Source organism: Massilia sp. Masssp94, from assembly GCF_059491305.1.
In genome coordinates, this window is sequence record NZ_CP168501.1 from 4,379,150 (window position 1) to 4,397,991 (window position 18,842).

The following is an 18,842-nucleotide window of genomic DNA, read 5'->3' on the forward strand; positions in this document are numbered from 1 at the left end:
AAGAATATCAGTCTGGTAGCAAAAATAGTGAAAGTTTTAAAGAAGACTTGGTAACTACGCGCTGTGTAAAGCCATCGCTATCACTGCGACCTTCCCAAATTTGCCCATCATCTGCAACGATTCGGTAAGAGCGGTTGGCGATTGGCGTATGCCCATCAGCTGCAATGAGTCGGAATTGTTCGTCAAATGCGTGTTTGGACTCTGATTGAGCGGGCTCGAACGCACGGGGAGATGTGGAATCGGAACTCGGCGCGGCCGGTGCCAATGTTTCGAGATTGCCATGGAATAATGTAGGCGATTTGGTGAAAAACTGTACTTTGTCACTTATTTCCAGGACCGAACCTGCACCGTGCAGCCGTATTCCTTTCTTCCCATTCAGATTTATCCACTCTTCATTGCTAATAATGCTCATCACCTTTGCAGCGATGAGCTCGATCTGATCTTGTTTTGCCTGCACCGTGATCTTGCCTGCTGCGGCAATTAGCTTCATTCCGGCTTTTTCAACAAATAGTCGAAAAGTCTGCTTGATGCTTGACAAGAAGCTATCGCCAGCCGCAAACGATATATCTCCTTTCGCAGTCAAAGCGATATGTTGCTCGCTGGATATATGGGTAGTTTGAACAGTTGAAGCGACCATCCCTGCCGCGCTTGCCAAAACAAGGTGTGGTTCCTCGAACTCAGGGAATTCGCCTGTACGTCCAGCTAAAGCTAGGTTTTGCCTCTGCACTATGTCTGCCACGTCATCCTGTTGCCCCCATTCTTGAGCTTGGAATTCAATGGCGCTGTTCGCCTGTTTTTCATGCAACAGTTGTGCGTCTCCGAGACGCTGCAGCGTTTCTTTTATATCAGTGATATGCAATTGGCCCTGAGCGCGCCGCTCAGTGGTCACAAGCATTCCTTCTGCTGAGCGCAGTGCCCCGTGCCCGTCTGTGCGTAATTCCCACCCTTCACCGCGAAACTCTTTTCTGCCGGACGTGTCCTCGACACGGGTAATGTGCCCAAGCGACAATTGGCTGCATTGATGATCGCTTTTCAGCTGCGCCTGAATCTTCCCGGCGGTATCGTCGAGCACCAGATGATTACCGCGTCCGCTGCCTTCTCCCGCCTGCAGCTCCCGGCTTCGCAACCCGCTTAAAGCCTGCTGCTCAGGCAACTGCCAAGGCGGCATGTGCGTGACGTTGTACAACGATCCTAGAATTACTGGATGGTCGATGTTCCCGTCGAGATAGACCACCGCCACTTCCTCGCCAACCCGCGGCAAGCGAATATTTCCAAACTCGCTCCCGGCCCCCGGCGACATGACACGAATCCAGGGCGAACTGTTCTCGTCATAATTTCCCAGCCTGTCCCAGTGAAACTGGACCTTGACGCGCCCATAGCCATCGGTGTGAATCTCGGAACCGGCCGGCCCGACCACGATAGCCGTCTGAATGCCGGGATAAGTGCAGGGCTTGCTGTTGTAGTGCCTGCCCGGACGCCACTGGATATCCTTGCGCACGCACCGGAACGAATTCTCGTAATGCGACGGTGCGCCCGGCCCGGCCTGGTAGTTGTTGCTGGCTTCGTGGTCGACGCTCAGGATCAGGTAGTCGCGGTCGCGTATGCTGGGCTGCGCCGGCTCGCCGCGCTTGGGAACGCGCAGTTCGGCGCTGAAATGGCCGCCGAGCTTGAAGCACCGGCCCGGCTGGGCAGTGCGATCGTTGCCACGGGCTTCGAAATACTGCGTGTTCGCATCGCGCTCGCCCATGCGCTGCTGTGCGATCCGTTCGCCCTCGTCGTGGGTGCGGAAGCCATACGAGCCCGTGTTTTCGTAGATTTCATAGGGAAAGACGTCGCCCTGGTTATTCAGGGACTCGGCGGTCGACCGCTGCACGACCGGGTTCTTGTAATCGAAGCTGGCCAGGGTCGTCTGGCCGGAACCGAGCCGCCGCACGGGACTCCATTCGCGTATGCCGTCGTCTTCGAGCGAACCGGCCTTGTCGCGGAACGGGATCTCTCCCGAATCGTCGATGCCGGACGGATCGATGGGCTGCGCAAGCGTGCTCCTGTCACTGAGCCAGAGCGTATGCCCATCCGCCCGGTGCTCGTACCAGTAGTGCAGCCCGAGATCTTCCCAGCGGCGGTGCAGGTGGTTGTAGTCGGTTTCATCGTACTGGTTGGCACAGGTAATACGCGGATAGTCGCCGACGATGACCGGATTCCAGTCGGCCTGGCGGTAATGCGCGAACGTCAGTTCGGTTATCTCGATGACGCTCTTGCCATGGAACGACACGTTGTCCTTGCGCAGCCTGGCGAATGCCAGCCACGGTTCGAGCACCATGCGATAGAACGCGAAACCGCCGTCCGCGCGCAGGAAACGGAATTCGGTGACGTAGCCGTTGAAGTAGCGCAGCGAGCCGTCTTCGCGCACGATGGAAATCGTCACCATCCTGCCCATCATCGCCTTCAAGGGAATCCGTGCGTCGTCCGACAGGAGTTCGACCTCATAGCGGAAGCAGCGGCAGATTTCTTCGTGCGCGTTCAATCGATTCGGCAGGAGAATGGGATCAGGCCCGTCCCCCCGGGGGAATGCCAGGCGCATCAAGCGGTCGTGCTGCGCATTGAGACTGAACACCGACAGCGCAGCGCCTGCCGCGATCGCTTGACTCCCATCCATGCAATGCCTCCAATGGTTTGTCAGGTTTCTGATTTCCGCCGGTTAAGGTACTCAACCGAATGGCCGCTAACTTTGATTGGCAGCAAGGAGCTGAAGGGCCGCCCGAATCTCCGGCCGGCTCGCCTTGCCTTCCGTACCAGTCAGGAATGAATTCCATCCCAGACGTCGCCGATCCTGCCCTTTGGTCCTCAAGGTCAGCGGCTTGAGACACGGCTTGCTCAGCAACAGCCTGACTTCATACTGGACGGCGGGCACGGCAAACAGGCTGACCATCTCGTTCAATGCCGCGTGAGCCCGCCCATGCGGCAGGAATGCATTCGCCTGCTCCTCATCCAGGGGGCCGATATGCAGACGGACGCGCAAGTCGTTGCGCCACGTGCGCCCACCCAGCGCGGCGCCATGGCCGAGGGTGGGATCGGTGACGCCAAGCGTGCTGCGGATCCCGGCCCGTATCGGATCCCAGGCGCCGACGAATTCTTCGACGCGCACGGGCACGCCAAAGTACTCGCCGAGAACACGTTCCACGGTCGAAGCGGCAATCGGGCGTGTCCTGAGCTGGCCGGCGTAGAAGGCGGCGACTTCCGCTGGAATCGATGCGAAGGGCCGGTCCGGTCCGAAACTCGTGGGCCGAAGACCGCCCAATGCGGCCAGGAGCGGAAGCAGATCGTCCCGTGCGCGCGTGTCCAGGCCGTGCTCGACCCTGTATTTTCCCCATGCCTCGTAGAAGAGGCCGATGGCCCGGCTCGAAAACAGGTCGATGAACGGCTTCCAGCTTTCGTCGGCGGCCGCGCCCGTCCTGGCGGCCGCCCGTTCGGTGTCATGCAGCGGCAATGTGCCGCTCGCGCCCAGCAATCCGATGAATGCGGGGGTGATGTGAATGCGGGGCGTGCCGGCAGCGCCGATTGATTCGACCTGCATGCTTTCGATCTCGCTTGCCGGAAAAGCCAGCGACACGCTGTTTTGAAAGCGCAGCACCTGATTGAACGCCTGGGGGTACGGAATACCCTGTCGGCGCAGCATCCGTACGAGGATGTTCAGCAGTTGTGCGAAGCTGTACCGGTACGGCGCCGCGAGCAGGCGCTCGATCACGACAACGGCATGCTCCCACTTCGTTGTTTGCATCGGAACAGCTCCTCTCCGGTTTGGTGTGACAGGATCACCAGCTCGATAAAACTGTTCATCTGGACATACAGCGCGAAGAACTGGTCGATGACCTGCACGAACAGGTGCAGGCCGGCGCCGACGAAGGCCTCTTCGTCGATCGTCAGGCGCACTTCGGTCCCGTGTGCCAGTGAGGCTCCGCGCTTGTGCCTGATCCACGCCGTTGTCTCGGCATGTTCGAGGCCGACGACGCCGGCGATCTGGCGCCGCGAGACCGCGGATCCGGTGAAGTCGTACAGCGCGAGCATCTCGCGCAGGCCGTCGGCCCCTTCCAGCGCCAGGGCGCGGTGATTCAGCGTCAGGTGGGAGATGAGGCGCCAATGGGCGCTCTGGCCGTTCGCCAGGCGATGGGGACGCGTGGGCCTGCGCAGGAAACGTATCCTCCCGCCCTGCGCCGCGCCTGGTATCGTCAGGTCGCCGTCGGTCGACCCGCATTTCAACAGGCAGGGCAGGTCGCGGTTGGTGCAGGTGAGGTCGATCGACAATGTCGTCTGCTCGACGTCGAGCGGCTCGCCGTGGGTATCGACGAGCGCGATGACTTTTTCATGGCCCGGGCTGGTGACCGCCAGCGTGTCGTCATGGCGCAGTATCCAGTAGCGGCCCTTGTGCGCATCGCTCTCGCCATGGCGAAGGGCATAAAACGGACGGAATTCGATGGGCGCGATGTCCTTGCCGCGCTGCCGCACCATGTGGACCCTGTCGACCGAATACACCTCATACCCGGATGCATGCGCGGGATGGGCAAGGACCGAGTATTCCGCGGCGCGCTGCGTGTATGCGACCGGGACCGCCGGCTGCCTGAACAGGTTGACGACCGGGGTGCAGCCGGTGAGCAGGCTTTGTGCCGACAGGCCCGCGAGCATCCTGGCCTGGTCCGATCCTGGCGCGATGCCCGCCAGCGCCAGGTGCAGCGTGAATGCGGTGCAGTCCGATGGCAGCCGGGCGCGGAGCGCGGCAACATTGATGTCGACGAAGTTGAATTTTTCCGGAAAGGCGAAGTATTCAGCGAGGAGCCGGTAGGCACGGTGCGAGCGGGCGTCGAACGGGATCAGGGCGTCGTCGTCGCCAAACCCGACCGCCGACACCGGTATCGCGCCGAGCGGCATCCAGGCGCCATTCGCGCCCGCCTGGACGTAAGCCGACGCCGTGCGCATGAACAGCGCATCGCGCAGCGCCGCGCAGAACGACGTGTCACCGTCGAGATATACCCGCATGCGCGCAGGGGTACCGGCTGGAACCGGGGCCGCGAATTCGATGCCGATCGCCGCCGACACGCCCGGCGCGACCGAGGTCGACGAGGGCGCGCGGATCACCGCATCGAAGCGGGCGGACGTGATGGCGACGGGGGATGGCGCGACATCGTATGCGGTCTGGAATTTGCAGTGCACGCCGCGGACCGGTGCCGATTCGAGCAGCGTCCCGCGCGGTACTGTTCCGGTGCCGCCGGCCGCCGGGAGGAAGCGCACGATCGCGCACGACGGAAACGGCCTCAGATAATGCGGAAACAGGAGGTTGAGCAGCGCTTCCGTAAATTGCGGATAGGCGTCGTCCAGGCGCTTCGACACCCGCGCGCACAGCAGGGCGACGGACTGGATCAGGCGTTCGACATGCGGATCGTCGCACGCCTCGCCGCCAAGCTGCAGCTTGGCCGCGACTTTCGGATAGCGCTCGGCGTATTCGCGGCACAGCTGCCGCATGGTGACGAGCTCGCGTTCGTATTGCGCAAACAGTTCGTCCATGATGTGTATGCCTAGGGAGCGTTACGCACGCTCTGGATCGAATAGCGTTGGAGCGACGGCTGGAACACGGCGTTGAAAAGCATCGGATCGGCTACCGGCGCGTTCTTCAGTTGGGCGGTGATCATGAAGTCGACCCGGTTGATGGCGCCTTTCCTGGGCTGCAGCGTCGCCGTCACCTTGTGCAGCCTCGGCTCGTGCCGCTCGATGGCCAGCCGGACCGCGGTGCAGATGCGTTTCTGGTCGGTGTCGCTCGTCATGCACATGCCGGCGAAATCGATCAGGCCGTAGTTCACGATGGATCCGCTGACTTCGGGATAGTCGGCCAGCGTATCGGGCAGCAGGGCGGAACGGGTGTTGAGGAGCGCTTCCAGGTCGCGTGTAATGCTCTCCTTCCACGTGTGCAAGGCGTCGTCATCGGCATCCAGACGGTCGAACAAACCTGGCGTGAAACTCTGCATGCTGGTTTCCTTTAAAGCCGCCATTATTCCCCTCTTGCTGAGAATAAAGTTGCGCCCTCTCAACAGACCGATGCGCAATGCCAGCCATGCTTTCTTGAGCAAATTTTGAACGGGGAGGCAACGATGAGCTTGGGCGCGAAGATCTTGTGGTCCGAGGGGTTGACGCTGGGACCCCAGCATTTCCAGAGGCAGGACCTGTATCACGAGACACGGTTGCTCAGGATGGCGTCGGCGCTCAATCCGAATTTCTGGGGCGCCCGTCTACTGGAGTGGAATAGGGATGCGCTGGGCCACAACCTGCTCGAAGCCCAGGCCATGTCGCTGATCTTTCCGGACGGGGCGGTCTACGAGGCACCCGCGACGGACTTGCTGCCGGTCCCGGTCGACCTGACCCAGCTGCCCCAGGACATCAATACGTTCACGATGTATGCCGCGCTTCCGACCATGCGGCCGCATGGCGCGAATGCGGAGGAGGGCGGCCGCTACGCGCTGGCCGAGTCGGAGACGTCCGACCTGTTCAGCGACGCGGTGCCGATCGACGTGCCATTCCTGAAGAAGCGGGTCCGGCTCGTTTCGCATGCCGAGCCGCGCGATGGCCACGTCAGTTTTCCCGTGCTGCGCATCCATCGCGATCCGCGCGGCGGTTTCGAGGTCGATCCGACGTTTGTCCCGCCGTGCGTGGCGATCGGTGCTGCCCGTCCGCTCCAGCAACTGCTCGACGGCCTGATGAGTGCATTGACCGCGAAGATCGTGTCCCTTCACGCCGCGCACCGGAAGACGAACGCGTCCACCTTCGAGGTCCACGCCGGCGACATCACGTCCTGGTGGATGCTTAACATCATCAGTACGGCGAACGCGTCCCTGCAGCACTGCGCGCGTTCCCGCGTACAGCACCCGGAAGCGCTGTACGAGAAGCTGCTCGCGCTTGCGGGCGGCCTGATGACCTTTTCGGACAGGTACGCGACGTCGGACTTGCCGGCCTACGACCATGCGGATCCCGGCGTCACGTTCGCGCAGCTCGATGCGGTGATCCGGGACCTCGTCGATACCGTCATCTCGGCCAGGTATTTCGCGATTCCGCTCGTGGCCGAGGATAATCGCCGCACGCATTTCAGAGGTGCGCTCGATCCGGCAAAGCTGACCCAGGACACGCAGCTTTGCCTTGCCGTGAGCGCCGACATGCCGGCGCTCGAGCTGGTGTCCGCCGTGCCGATCCGGTTCAAGATCGGATCGCCCGACGACATCGAACGCATCGTCGCGTCGGCCCTTCCCGGCATCGCGCTGACGCACATGCCGCAGGTGCCGGCCGCCGTGCCGGTCCGTCCCGATACGTATTATTTCTCGGTGTCGACCAGGAACGGCCTCTACGACAATGCGTTGAAAGCGGAAGCGATCGCGATCTATGCCCCGGCCGGGATGCGTGACCTGAACATCGAACTGATCGCGTTCACGCAGTGATCCCGGCCCTCATCAGCCTTTCGTCCGCGGGTGCAGCCGCGCAAAGCTGATGCAAGCACCCAGCAGCGCGATGCCCGCCGCCGCGGCGAGGGCATACGTGGTGCTATGCTGCTGACGCGCTGCGGCATCGAGCAGGTGAACCGGGCCATCACGCAGATGGACACGGTGACCCAGCAGAACGCGGGACTCGTGCAGCGGGCGGCCCATACGGGCCAGAGCCTGCAGGAGTAGGCGGCCGCGCCAGATGCTCACGCGTTAAACAAAAACGGCAGCCCGCGGGCTGCCGTTTTACTTGCGCGGTCCGTGCGGATCAGCGCATCTCTTCGATCATCTTCTTCAGCTTGCCGGAGTCGGCGCAGAACGCGCGGATGCCTTCGGCCAGCTTCTCGGTCGCCATCGCGTCCTCGTTCAGCATGAAGCGGAACGTCTTTTCGTCGAGGGCGATCTTCTCGATGTCGGCATTCGCGTCCGCCACCAGCTTGCGCTCGACGGCGCCTTCGGTGTCGGCCAGCTTCTGCAGCAGGTCCGGCGAGATGGTCAGCAGGTCGCAGCCGGCCAGTTCCAGGATCTGCGACGTGTTACGGAAGCTCGCGCCCATCACCTCGGTCTTGTAGCCGAACTTGCGGTAGTACTGGTAGATGCGCTTGACCGACTGCACGCCCGGATCGTCCGCACCCTGGTAGTCGGTGCCCGTGGATTTCTTGTACCAGTCGTAGATGCGGCCGACGAACGGCGAGATCAGTTGCACGCCCGCTTCGGCGCAGGCGACGGCCTGGCACAGCGAGAACAGCAGCGTGAGGTTGCAGCGGATGCCGTCCTTCTCGAGGATCTCGGCGGCGCGGATGCCTTCCCACGTCGATGCGATCTTGATCAGCACGCGCGAGCGCTGGATGCCGGCCGCTTCGTACAGGGCGATCAGTTCGCGGCCCTTGGCGACCGTCGCTTCCGTGTCGAACGACAGGGCGGCGTCGATTTCGGTCGAGACGCGGCCCGGCACGAACTTCAGGATCTCGGTGCCGAACGCGATCAGCAGGCGGTCGACGATTTCCTCGGTCGACGCGTTCGGGAAGTCGGCGATGGTCTTTTCCAGCAGCGGACGGTATTCCGGCTTCTGGACGGCCTTCAGGATCAGCGACGGATTCGTCGTCGCGTCCTGCGGCGCGTAGGCCTTGATCGATTGGAAGTCGCCGGTGTCGGCCACCACGGTGGTGTACTGCTTGAGCTGTTCGAGTTGGTTCATGATGCGGGGGAGAGAAAGGTCAGGCGGTTATTGTATACGGAATCAGCAGTCGGTCGCCTCGAGAAACGCCGCCACCATGGCCTCCAGCCCGGCCTTGTCCTCGTCGGAAAAGCGGTCGAGCAGCGGGCTGTCGATATCGAACACGCCCACCAGCCTGCCGTTCTTGACGAGCGGGATAACGATTTCCGAATTCGACGCCGAATCGCACGCGATGTGGCCCGGGAACGCGTGCACGTCCGGCACGACGATGGTTTCGCGCTTGACGGCCGTCGTGCCGCACACGCCGCGGCCGAACGGAATGCGGGCGCACGCGGGCTTGCCCTGGAACGGGCCGACGAGCAGGTCCTGGCCGTCGCCCGATTTCGCTGGCACGGTGAGGTAGAAACCGGCCCAGTTCAGGTCGGCGAGCGTGTCGTAGACGAGCGCCGAGAATTGCGATGCGTTGGCGATGAGGTCGCGCTCGCCCTCGAGGACGCTGGCGACCTGGCGTACCAGCAGGTCGTAGTCGGGGCGGGTGCTGCGTTCGGGATTGATGTGCATGGCGGACGATGCTGCGTTGTCGAAAGTACGTATTTTACGGCAGTAAAAATAGATTGTGCTTGACATCTATTTTGGAAAATGGATTATGATTGACATCCATTTTGGAGGAAACCATGCGAGTCAATCGAATCCAGGCGGAGGAAAACCGCCAGGCCGTCATCGACGCCGCCAGCCGCCTGTTCCGCGAACGGGGCTTCGACGGCGTCGGCCTCGCCGAGCTGATGGCCGCGGCCGGCCTCACGCACGGCGCGTTCTACAAGCAGTTCAAGTCCAAGGACGACCTGATCGCCCAGGCCTGCGACCGCGCGCTGGAGACCGGCATCGACGGCTGGCGGCGCGCGGCGGCGGACGCCGGGGAGAGCGCCTACGCGGCCCTCGTACGCCGCTACCTGACGCCGGGCCACCGCGGCCGTGTGGGCACCGGCTGCGTCATCGCCTCGCTGGGCCCGGACGCGGCCCGCCACGGCCCGGAGCTGCCGCGCCATTTCGAGGCGGGCGTCAAGACCTTCGTCGACATCCTCGGTGATGCCATGCGCAGGAAAAACGCCGACGCGACGCCGGACGACGCGCTGACCGCATTCGCCACGATGGTCGGCGCGCTCGTGCTGGCGCGGTCCGTCGACGACGACGTGTTTGCCCACCGCATCCTCGACGCGGCCACGAACCGTCTTCTCGACTAAGGACGTCCATGCTTTCCACAAATCTCGCCCAGTGGATGGGCCGCCGCGGCCTGCACTACGGCTGGCTCGTCGCCGCCATCACCTTCCTGACGGCGCTGTCGTCGTCCGCCGCCCTCGGCCTGCCGGGCGCGCTGCTGAAACCCCTGAGCCATGAATTCGGCTGGACCGTCGACCAGATCTCGTCCGCGCTCGCCGTCCGTTTCGCCCTGTTCGGCCTGATGGGACCCTTTTCCGCGCTGCTGATGGAGCGCTTCGGCCTGCGCAACGTGATGGTGACGGCGCTCGCGGTCATCGCGGCCGGCCTCGGTCTCGTGCGCCAGATGACGGACTTCTGGCACCTCGTGCTGCTGCTGGGCGTGATGCTGGGGATCGGTTCCGGCATGACGGCCCTGGTCCTCAACGCCGTGGTCGCCAACCGCTGGTTCGAACAGCGCCGCGGCCTCGTGATGGGATTATTGACCGCCAGCTCGGCGACGGGGCAACTCGTGTTCCTCCCCGTCGGCACGTGGCTGATCGAGCATGGCGGCTGGCGCCTGGCGCTGCTGCCCGTGATGGCCAGCTGCGCGCTCGTGGCGATTCTCGCGCTGCTGTTCGTGCGCGACCATCCGCAGGAACTGGGGCTCGCACCCTATGGCGGCGACACGACCGTCAAACCCGTCGTGCCGGCGCGCGCACCGGTCTCGATCCGCACGCCGTTCACCACGCTGGCCAGCGTGCGCGCCGACCGCGTGTTCTGGGTATTGTTAGGCAGTTTCTTCATCTGCGGCCTGTCGACGAATGGCCTGATCCAGACCCACTTCATTTCGCTGTGCGGCGACGCGGGCCTGGGCGCCGTCCCGGCCGCGTCCGTGCTGGCGATGATGGGCACGTTCGATCTCGTGGGCACGATCCTGTCCGGCTGGCTGTCCGACCGCTACGACAGCCGCTACCTGCTGTGCTGGTACTACGGCATGCGCGGGCTGTCGCTCGCGTGGCTGCCGTCGGCCGACTTCACGCTCACGGGCCTGACGCTGTTCGCCATGTTCTATGGCCTCGACTGGATCGCGACCGTGCCGCCGACCGTGAAGCTGGCCGCGCAGGCCTGGGGCAAGCGCGCGCCGATGATCTTCGGCTGGGTCTTCGCCGGCCACCAGCTCGGGGCGGCCGTGGCGGCCTACGGCGCGGGCCGCATCCGCACGATCGCGTTCACGTATTCGCCGGCCGTGTACACGGCGGCCGCGGCGTGCGGCGTCGCCGCGCTGATCGTGCTGCTGGCGCGGCGCCGCGCTTCCGCCCCCGTCCCGGTGGCGGAGGCGGTCAACTAAGTGAGCGCGACGCGCGCGCGGCCGGACGCGTCGAGCTTGACGGTCACGAGGCGCTCGCCGATCCGCACCTTCGCCGACTGTCCCGGCTTGCCGCGCAGCGCGACGCGCGCGGCACGGCCGCCGGCCCAGTCCAGGTCGACCTCGATGCCGCCGCGTGCCCGAATGCCGTGCACGGCACCTTCCGGCCACGCGCGCGGCAGCGCGGGCAGGATGCGGATCTCGCCGCCCCACGATTGCACGAGCATTTCCAGGATCGCAGCCGTGCCGCCGAAATTGCCGTCGATCTGGAACGGCGGGTGCGAATCGAACATGTTCGGGTAGGTGCGCTGCCGGTCCAGCAGGCCGCGCAGGATGCCGTAGGCGCGCTCGCCGTCGCCCATGCGCGTCCACAGCGCCAGGCGCCATGCCGTGGCCCAGCCGGTGGACAGGTCGCCGCGCGTGTTCAGCGTCGTCTTGGCAGCCTGGATCAGCTCCGGCGTGTCGCGCACGTTGATCTGCTCGCTGGGATAGACGGCGTACAGGTGCGACACGTGGCGGTGATGCTGTTCCGGCGCCTGGCCGTCCCAGTCCTCCAGCCACTCCTGCAACTGGCCCTGGGCGCCGACGCGGTCCGGCGCCAGGCGTGCCCGTTTCGCTTCCACCGACTTGCGGAAGTCCGCGTCCGGATCGCCCACGCGCTCGTGCGCGGCCAGCGTCCACGCGAACAGGTCGCGCACGATCTGGCGGTCCATCGCCGGACCCGCGCACACGGCCACGTCCGGATGGTGCGTGTTTTCCGGCGAGATCGACGGCGACGTCACGAGGCCGCGGCCTTGCGGGTCCTCGACGAGCACGTCGACGAAGAACTGCGAGGCGCCCTTCAGCAGCGGGTAGATGCGGGCCAGGAACGCATCGTCCGGGGTGTACTCGTAGTGGTCCCACAGCGTCTTGCACATCCACGCGCCGCCGCAGGGCCACATGCCCCAGTTCGGGCCGTCGATGGGCGCCGCCGCGCGCCACAGGTCGGTGTTGTGGTGGGCGACCCAGCCGCGGGCGCCGTAGCTGTCGCGCGCGACGTCGGCGCCGTTCACGGCCAGCTCCTCGACCATCCTCACGACCGGCTCCACGCATTCGCCCAGGTTGGCCGCTTCCGCCGGCCAGTAGTTCATCTCCGTGTTGATGTTGATGGTGTACTTGCCGCCCCACGGCGGGTAGATGCCTTCGTTCCAGATGCCCTGCAGGTTGGCGGGCTGGCTGCCGGGCTGCGACGACGAGATCAGCAGATAGCGGCCGTATTGCAGGTACAGCGCGGACAGCCCCGCGAGCGCGGCGTCGTCCGTCCGCGGGACGGCGGCGATGCGCGCATCGGTGGGGATCGCGGCGCCGGCGTCGGCGCGGCCGATGCGCAGCGACAGGCGCGAGAACAGTGCGCGGTGCGCCTTGACGTGGTCGGCGCGCAGGCGTGCATATGGCTTGCGCGCGGCGGCGTCCAGGCGCGTGCGCACGGCCTGCACCGGGTCGCCGCTCGTGTCGCGGAAGTTGACGAAGCTGGTGGCGGCGCCGATGAGCAGCGTGACCTCGCGCGCACCGCGCACGCGCAGGCGGCCGCCCTCGACGTCGACCTTGCCGTCGCCCATGGCCTGCACGCGTACGGCGTAGCGCAACACGCCCTTGACGCCGGCGGCGTCCGCGTTGCGGCCTTCGACCAGCAGGGCGCGCGGACCGTCCGCGCGGATCGCCAGGCTGGCCGGCCGCTTCGATTCTTCCAGGTCTTCCTTCACGTCCCAGGGCGCACCCGTGGCGGCCGACGGGTCATCTGCGGACTTGCCGTCGTAATTGGCCTTGCCGTAATCGACCTGGCGCGGGTGGCGGTAGCCGACGTCGAAGTCGAGGGTGCCGCCGCCGCTTGCCTGCAGGTGCAGCACGATCACCTGGTCGGGCGCGCTCGCGAACGTCTCGCGCACATGGCGCGCGCCGCCGCTCGTGAAGCGCGTCGTGGCGATGGCGGTGTCGAGGTCGAGCGAGCGGCGATACGCAGCCGTCGGCGTGAGTCCATGGAAGTCCAGCAGCAGGTCGCCGGCCGCGCCATAAGGCATCTGCGTGGCCGGTTTCGCGATCATGTCCTTCGATACGAGGTCGCGCGCTTCGATGAAGCGGCCCGCGTCGATCAGGGCGCGCACGCGCGGCAGCGCGGTCTTGAATCCGGGATTGTCGAAGCGGTACGGGCCGCCGGCCCACAGCGTGTCTTCATTCAGTTGCAGGCGCTCCTGCAGCGGGCGGCCGTACACCATCGCGCCGAGCCGGCCGTTGCCGACGGGGAGGGCCTCGACCCATGGACCGGCGGGGCGCTCGTACCACAACGCCAGTTGTTCCTTGTTGCCCTCCGTGCGTGCCACGACGGTGGCGCCGGCCAGGCCGGGGTATGCCGCCGCGAGGCCCAGCGTCGCGAGCACGCGCCGCCGGGCGGGATTCATCTTCGTCACTGCCGTCTCCTTGTCATGGTGCTGATCGCACGATCCTAACAGTTTGATGACAGGGAATGTATAGCGATAACACTCAGCAGCAGACGATTTTTTACGTCAGCGCGGGACGATACCCTTGTATTCACGCCGCGCCTCGCACACGTGGCGGTGGTGCTCGTCGGCCCAGGTGACGAGGCCCTTCATCGGCACGAGGAACGAGTGACCCAGCGGCGTGAGGTCGTACTCGACCCGCGGCGGCACTTCCGGATAGACGGTGCGGCGCACGAAGCCGTCCTCCTCCAGGCGCTTCAACGTCTGCGACAGCATCTGCTTGGAGATGTCGCCCAGCGCGCGCATCAATTCGTTGAAACGCTTCGTGCCGCCCTCGAGCGCATCGAGCACGAGGATGCTCCACTGGTCGCCGATGCGGTCCAGCACGTCGCGGATGGGGCAGGGTTGGTCGAAGGGGCGGTCGGTGGCGAGCAGGGTGGTCTTGGACATGGCGTGTTCACGGGTAATGGTCAGTTTCCGCTGACCTGATCATGCCGTTCTGACTTCTTGTGCGGCATATGCAGGCTGGCATAAGATGATTCTACGGTCTCGATTTTAGACCTATCCTCAACCACAGACCAAAGGAATTCCATGGCACGCATCGCTCTCATCGGCGCCACCGGCAACGTCGGCACACGCATCCTGAACGAACTCGTTTCGCGCAACCACCAGGTCACGGCCATCGCCCGCGATCCTTCGAAAGTCCCGGCACGCGCCGGCGTCACGGCGGCGCGCGGCGACGCCGCCGATCCGGCCGGCCTGGCCGACGTGCTGAAGGGCCACGACGCCGTCGTCAGCGCCTTGCGCTTCCTCGGCACCGATCCGCAAGCGCTGATCGGTGCCGTGCGCGCGTCCGGCGTAAAACGTTATCTCGTCGTGGGCGGCGCCGGCAGCCTGTTCGTCGCACCGGGCAAGCGCCTCGTCGACCAGCCCGATTTCCCCGCCGCGTACAAGGATGAGGCGACGAAGGGCGCCGATTTCCTGGATGCGCTGCGCGGCGTGAACGACCTCGATTGGACCTTCATCTCGCCGTCCGCGCTGTTCGTGCCGGGCGAGCGTACCGGTAAATTCCGCCTCGCCAAGGACGAGCTGCTGGTGAGCGAGAAGGGCAGCACGATCTCGTACGAAGACTACGCCGTCGCGCTGGCCGACGAGATCGAGAAGCCGGCGCATGTGCGCGAGCGGTTCACGGTCGGCTACTGATTTATTTCCACACGTCGAGCCGCCGGCCTTCGGCACACGCCGCGATGAGCCGGTCGAGCCGTGCGGCGCGCGTCTCCGGCTTCTTCGCGCTCGTCACGACGTGGATCATGCGCTTGCGGGCACCGGGCGGGCACGCTTCGAAAAACGCCCACGCGGCCTTGTGGCGCCGGAAGCGGGCGAGGTCCTCGGGCGCCAGTTCGGCGGGCGTCTCGCGCTCGTGCGAATACACGCGCGAGCGGTCTTCCGAACGTTGCGCGAACGCCGCTTCGCCGGCCGGCGTCATGAGGCCCAGTGCGCGCAGTTTCGTCACCTTGTCGATGTTCACCGCGCTCCAGATCGACCCGGTTTTACGCGGTGTGAAGCGGATCGTGTAGGTGGCGTCGTCGACGCGCTTGCGCACGCCGTCGATCCAGCCGTAGCACAGCGCCTGGTCCACCGATTCGGACCAGGTCATGCACGGCGTGCCCGTGCCGACCTTGTGGAAGCCCACGAGCAGTTCTTTCGCGTCGTGGGCGTGGGCCGCGAGCCAGGCGCGGAAGTCTTCTGCTCTCTCGAAGAAGACGGGGGAAGACATGAGATGAACGTCAGCCGATGAAGGAGTCGAACTGCAGGTCGAATTCCTGCAGCGCCTTCTGCGCGTTCTGCATCTTCTTGCGGAACTCCGGACCGCGCTGCAGCGCGAGGCCGACCGCGAGCACGTCGATCACGACGAGGTAAGCGAGGCGCGCCGAGATCGGCGTGTACGGATCGGTCGCGAACACGAGGTCGATCGGGATCAGCAGGCTCGCCATGTCCGCGAGCGGCGTGCCGGACGGCGCCAGCACGATCACTTCGGCGCCGCCGCGGCGCGCCAGTTTCGCGGAGCGCGTCAGCGACGGGTTGTTGCCGCGCTGGGAGATCGCGACGAGCGCGTCGCCCTCGCGCAGCAGCGCGGCCGCGATGGCGTGGATCGCCGGGTCGGTGTACGCGACGGTCGGCACGCCCGAGCGAAAGAATTTATGCTGCGCGTCGGCCGCGACGAAGCCCGACGTGCCCTGGCCGTAGAACTCGATCTTGTTGGCGCGCGACAGGATGTCGAGCGCCTTCTGGATCAGTTCCGGTTTCAGGTTGTTGCGCAGGTCGAGCAGGGTGTTGATCGAGCGGCTGCAGATCTTGTTGACGAGGTCCGCGGCCAGGTCGTCCTGCGCCGGCTGCTCGCTGGCGCCGGGCAGCGCCAGCGCGAGGCCTTGCGCGAGCTTCAGCTTGAACTCGTGCCAGCCGTCGTAGCCGAGCGTGCGGCAGAAGCGCACGACCGTCGGCTCGGACACCTGCGCGCTGCGCGCCAGCGCCGTGATGTTCTGGCTCACGGTGGCGCTGGGCGCGGCCAGCACGGCGAGCGCCACCTTGCGCTCGGACTTGGACAGCGAGTCGAGCTGGGTACGGATCGAATCGAGCAGCACGGTAATTCCTCAGTCTTCCGGCAGCGCCTCTTCGCGCCACTGCAGGCCGTCGCGGCCGATCAGCGCGGACGACGAGGCGGGGCCCCACGTGCCGGACGTGTACGGGACCGGCGTCGTGTCGTCCTGCTCCCAGTATTCGAGGATCGGCTCGACCCATTCCCACGCGGCTTCCAGTTCGTCGCCGCGCATGAACAGGGTCAGCTGGCCGCGCAGGACGTCCAGCAACAGGCGCTCGTACGCTTCCATGCGCGGGGACTTGAACTGTTCGCGGAAATCGAGTTCGAGTTCGGCCTGCTTCAGGCGCATCGAATCGCCCGGTGTCTTGGCCATCAGGTTCATCGACAGGCCTTCGTCCGGCTGCAGGCGGATCACGAGGCTGTTCGGCTGGAAGCTCGACGTCGGCTGGTTGAAGATCGAATGGGGAATAGGCTTGAAGCGCACGACGATTTCCGCGAGGCGGTCGGCCATGCGCTTGCCGGTGCGCAGGTAGAACGGTACGCCGGCCCAGCGCCACGTGTCGATCTCGGCCTTCATCGCGACGAAGGTTTCCGTTTTGGATTGCTTGGGCGCGCCCGGTTCGTCGCGGTAGCCCGGCACGGCCTGGCCGTCGACATAACCCGAGCGGTATTGGCCGCGCACGATGTTCTGCGACAGCGTCGTCGGCGTGAAGCGCTTCAGCGAGCGCAGCACCTGCAGCTTGGCGTCGCGCACGGCGTCCGATGCGATCGACGTCGGCGGCTCCATCGCGACGATACACAGCAGCTGCAGCAGGTGGTTCTGCAGCATGTCGCGCAGCGCGCCCGAGTTGTCGTAATAGCCCAGGCGGTTGCCCACGCCGATCTTTTCCGCGATGGTGATCTGCACGTCGGAAATCCACTCGCGGCGCCACAGCGGCTCGAACAGGATGTTACCGAAGCGCAGGGCCAGCAGGTTCTGCACCGTTTCCTTGCCGAGGTAGTGGTCGATCCGGTAGATCTGCGATTCGGCGAACACCTTGCCGACGTCGGCGTTGATCTGCTTGGCCGATGCGAGGTCGCGGCCCAGCGGCTTTTCCAGCACGACGCGCGAATTCGCCGTGGCCAGGCCGACGGCGGCCAGGTTCTCGCAGATCGTCGCGAACAGTTGCGGCGGCGTCGCGAGGTAGTACACGCGCGTGAGCGAAGAATCCTTGCGCAGCGCTTCCGCCAGCGCCGCATAAGTCGCCACGTTGCCCGCGTCGACGGCAACGTAGGTGATGCGGTCCAGGAACGTCTGCCATGCGCCGGCGTCGACGTTTTCCTTCACGTGCGTTTTCGCATTGGTTTCCACCATCTCGATGAACGCTTCCTGCGACATCTCGTCACGGCCGACGCAGATGATGCGCGCCGTCGCGGGCAGGTCGTTGCACACGTCACGGGCATACATCGCCGGCAGCAGCTTGCGCATCGCGAGGTCGCCGCTGCCGCCGAAGAAAACGAGATCGAAATCGGAAAGTGCCATGGTGTCTGTCGAGGAGTGAAATGCTGTAAATTTACTACACGAATATGGATAGTGCAAGAAAATTTACTACGAAAACCAACGCGAACATCAACCGCGATACTCGGCTTGTTCGATCCCCGGTACGTCCACCGTGAACGCCAGCACCTTGCCGCTGTGCGGATACTTCGCCAGCTCGTCGTTCGAGCGGCCCTTGCTGGCGCTGGTGACGAACAGCGTGCGCAGATCGGGTCCGCCGAACGCGACGGACGTCGGGCAGCGCACCGGCAGCTCGATTTCCTGCAGCAGCTCACCGGTCGGCGACAGCTTGACGATGCGGCCGCCTTCGAACATCGCGGACCAGTAATTGCCTTCGCTATCCACCGCCGCGCCGTCCGGACGGCCGCCGTAGTCGGCCGCCTTCTTGTCGTCGGAGAAGGTGACGAGATTGCGGCGGTTCGATGCCGTGCCCGTCTTGACGTCGTAGTCGTACGCGTCGACGCGGTGGCTCGTCGTGTCCGAGTGGTACATCGTCTTGCCGTCCGGGCTGAACGACAGGCCGTTCGAGTTCGTCATGCCGCCGGCCCAGGCCAGGCGCAGCTCGCCCTTGTCCAGCACGTACATCTCGGCCTTCTGCTGGTCGCGCGGCTCGTACATCGTGCCGACCCAGAAGCGGCCCGCCGGGTCCGTGCGGCCGTCGTTGAAGCGGACGATGGACGTGTCGTACGGTGCCGGCACGATATCGTCGATGTCGCCCGTCGTCGTGTTCAGGTAGACGAAGCCGGCGCGCGTGGCCAGCACGAGGTTGTTGTCCAGGTCGACGGCGATGGCGGACGGCTCGGTGTCCGTGTTCCAGCGCGAGTACTTGCCGCTCGACGGATGCAGGCGGTGCACCGACTTGCCGTCGATGTCGACCCAGTACAGCGCGGATTCGACCGCATGCCAGACGGCCGATTCGCCGACCAGCATCCGTTCGTCATGCACGATGTGGAATTTTTCGGTCTTCATGGCACCTCC

17 protein-coding genes are annotated in these 18,842 nt (G+C 64.9%); 5 read left to right on the forward strand and 12 right to left on the reverse strand.

Going from position 1 to position 18,842, the window contains the following annotated elements:
• Nucleotides 1-7: 7 nt before the first annotated feature.
• The 4 genes from ACEN9G_RS19405 to tssE form a co-directional block, all read right to left on the reverse strand.
• The gene (locus ACEN9G_RS19405; RefSeq protein ID WP_413338645.1) at nucleotides 8-2,656 is read right to left on the reverse strand and encodes a type VI secretion system Vgr family protein; all 2,649 of its coding nucleotides are present in this window, start codon (nucleotides 2,654-2,656) and stop codon (nucleotides 8-10) included.
• A gap of 66 nt (nucleotides 2,657-2,722) precedes the next feature.
• On the reverse strand, nucleotides 2,723-3,778 hold the full coding sequence (gene tssG, locus ACEN9G_RS19410) for a type VI secretion system baseplate subunit TssG (protein ID WP_413338643.1): 1,056 nt from the start codon (nucleotides 3,776-3,778) through the stop codon (nucleotides 2,723-2,725).
• The gene (gene tssF, locus ACEN9G_RS19415; RefSeq protein ID WP_413338641.1) at nucleotides 3,742-5,556 is read right to left on the reverse strand and encodes a type VI secretion system baseplate subunit TssF; all 1,815 of its coding nucleotides are present in this window, start codon (nucleotides 5,554-5,556) and stop codon (nucleotides 3,742-3,744) included. Before tssF ends, tssG begins: the two co-directional genes overlap by 37 nt.
• A gap of 11 nt (nucleotides 5,557-5,567) precedes the next feature.
• Nucleotides 5,568-6,014, reverse strand: coding sequence for a type VI secretion system baseplate subunit TssE (gene tssE / locus ACEN9G_RS19420; RefSeq protein WP_413338639.1), 447 nt, complete (start codon nucleotides 6,012-6,014; stop codon nucleotides 5,568-5,570).
• A gap of 123 nt (nucleotides 6,015-6,137) precedes the next feature.
• Here tssE and tssK point away from each other — a divergent pair, with 123 nt between their 5' ends.
• Together tssK and ACEN9G_RS19430 are read left to right on the forward strand one after the other, a co-directional pair.
• The gene (gene tssK, locus ACEN9G_RS19425) at nucleotides 6,138-7,472 is read left to right on the forward strand and encodes a type VI secretion system baseplate subunit TssK (protein WP_413338637.1); all 1,335 of its coding nucleotides are present in this window, start codon (nucleotides 6,138-6,140) and stop codon (nucleotides 7,470-7,472) included.
• A 105-nt stretch (nucleotides 7,473-7,577) separates the two neighbouring features.
• The gene (locus ACEN9G_RS19430) at nucleotides 7,578-7,703 is read left to right on the forward strand and encodes a hypothetical protein (RefSeq protein WP_413338658.1); all 126 of its coding nucleotides are present in this window, start codon (nucleotides 7,578-7,580) and stop codon (nucleotides 7,701-7,703) included.
• A gap of 79 nt (nucleotides 7,704-7,782) precedes the next feature.
• Here ACEN9G_RS19430 and tal read toward each other — a convergent pair whose 3' ends face one another.
• Nucleotides 7,783-8,712, reverse strand: a complete 930-nt coding sequence (tal, locus tag ACEN9G_RS19435; RefSeq protein WP_413338635.1) for a transaldolase — start codon at nucleotides 8,710-8,712, stop codon at nucleotides 7,783-7,785.
• Nucleotides 8,713-8,754: 42 nt separating this feature from the next.
• Entirely contained in the window at nucleotides 8,755-9,252 is a 498-nt protein-coding gene (locus ACEN9G_RS19440) for a GAF domain-containing protein (RefSeq protein WP_413338634.1), read from the reverse strand.
• 113 nt (nucleotides 9,253-9,365) lie between these two features.
• Between ACEN9G_RS19440 and ACEN9G_RS19445 the strand changes: the two genes are divergently transcribed.
• Together ACEN9G_RS19445 and ACEN9G_RS19450 are read left to right on the forward strand one after the other, a co-directional pair.
• On the forward strand, nucleotides 9,366-9,932 hold the full coding sequence (locus tag ACEN9G_RS19445) for a TetR/AcrR family transcriptional regulator (RefSeq protein ID WP_483126860.1): 567 nt from the start codon (nucleotides 9,366-9,368) through the stop codon (nucleotides 9,930-9,932).
• Nucleotides 9,933-9,940: 8 nt separating this feature from the next.
• Nucleotides 9,941-11,236, forward strand: coding sequence for an MFS transporter (locus ACEN9G_RS19450; RefSeq protein WP_483126861.1), 1,296 nt, complete (start codon nucleotides 9,941-9,943; stop codon nucleotides 11,234-11,236).
• On the opposite strand, the gene ACEN9G_RS19455 is transcribed toward ACEN9G_RS19450, so the two are convergent.
• A complete protein-coding gene (locus ACEN9G_RS19455; RefSeq protein WP_483127742.1) occupies nucleotides 11,233-13,689 on the reverse strand; it encodes a glycoside hydrolase family 95 protein in 2,457 nt (818 codons plus the stop codon). The genes ACEN9G_RS19450 and ACEN9G_RS19455 overlap by 4 nt on opposite strands.
• A 105-nt stretch (nucleotides 13,690-13,794) precedes the next feature.
• Complete coding sequence (locus ACEN9G_RS19460) at nucleotides 13,795-14,178, reverse strand: winged helix-turn-helix transcriptional regulator (RefSeq protein ID WP_413345867.1); 384 nt, start codon at nucleotides 14,176-14,178, stop codon at nucleotides 13,795-13,797.
• Between the two features lie 141 nt (nucleotides 14,179-14,319).
• Between ACEN9G_RS19460 and ACEN9G_RS19465 the strand changes: the two genes are divergently transcribed.
• Nucleotides 14,320-14,931: an NAD(P)-dependent oxidoreductase gene (locus tag ACEN9G_RS19465; protein ID WP_483126862.1), complete on the forward strand. Its 612-nt coding sequence runs from the start codon at nucleotides 14,320-14,322 to the stop codon at nucleotides 14,929-14,931.
• 1 nt (nucleotide 14,932) lies between these two features.
• Here ACEN9G_RS19465 and ACEN9G_RS19470 read toward each other — a convergent pair whose 3' ends face one another.
• The 4 genes from ACEN9G_RS19470 to ACEN9G_RS19485 all read right to left on the reverse strand — a co-directional run bounded on the left by ACEN9G_RS19470 (nucleotide 14,933) and on the right by ACEN9G_RS19485 (nucleotide 18,833).
• Complete coding sequence (locus tag ACEN9G_RS19470; RefSeq protein WP_413339039.1) at nucleotides 14,933-15,505, reverse strand: YdeI/OmpD-associated family protein; 573 nt, start codon at nucleotides 15,503-15,505, stop codon at nucleotides 14,933-14,935.
• 10 nt (nucleotides 15,506-15,515) lie between these two features.
• Nucleotides 15,516-16,370, reverse strand: a complete 855-nt coding sequence (locus ACEN9G_RS19475) for an SIS domain-containing protein (RefSeq protein ID WP_056136401.1) — start codon at nucleotides 16,368-16,370, stop codon at nucleotides 15,516-15,518.
• 9 nt (nucleotides 16,371-16,379) lie between these two features.
• Entirely contained in the window at nucleotides 16,380-17,849 is a 1,470-nt protein-coding gene (gene zwf, locus ACEN9G_RS19480; RefSeq protein WP_413339041.1) for a glucose-6-phosphate dehydrogenase, read from the reverse strand.
• A gap of 87 nt (nucleotides 17,850-17,936) precedes the next feature.
• The gene (locus ACEN9G_RS19485) at nucleotides 17,937-18,833 is read right to left on the reverse strand and encodes an SMP-30/gluconolactonase/LRE family protein (protein ID WP_413339043.1); all 897 of its coding nucleotides are present in this window, start codon (nucleotides 18,831-18,833) and stop codon (nucleotides 17,937-17,939) included.
• Nucleotides 18,834-18,842 lie beyond the last annotated feature (9 nt).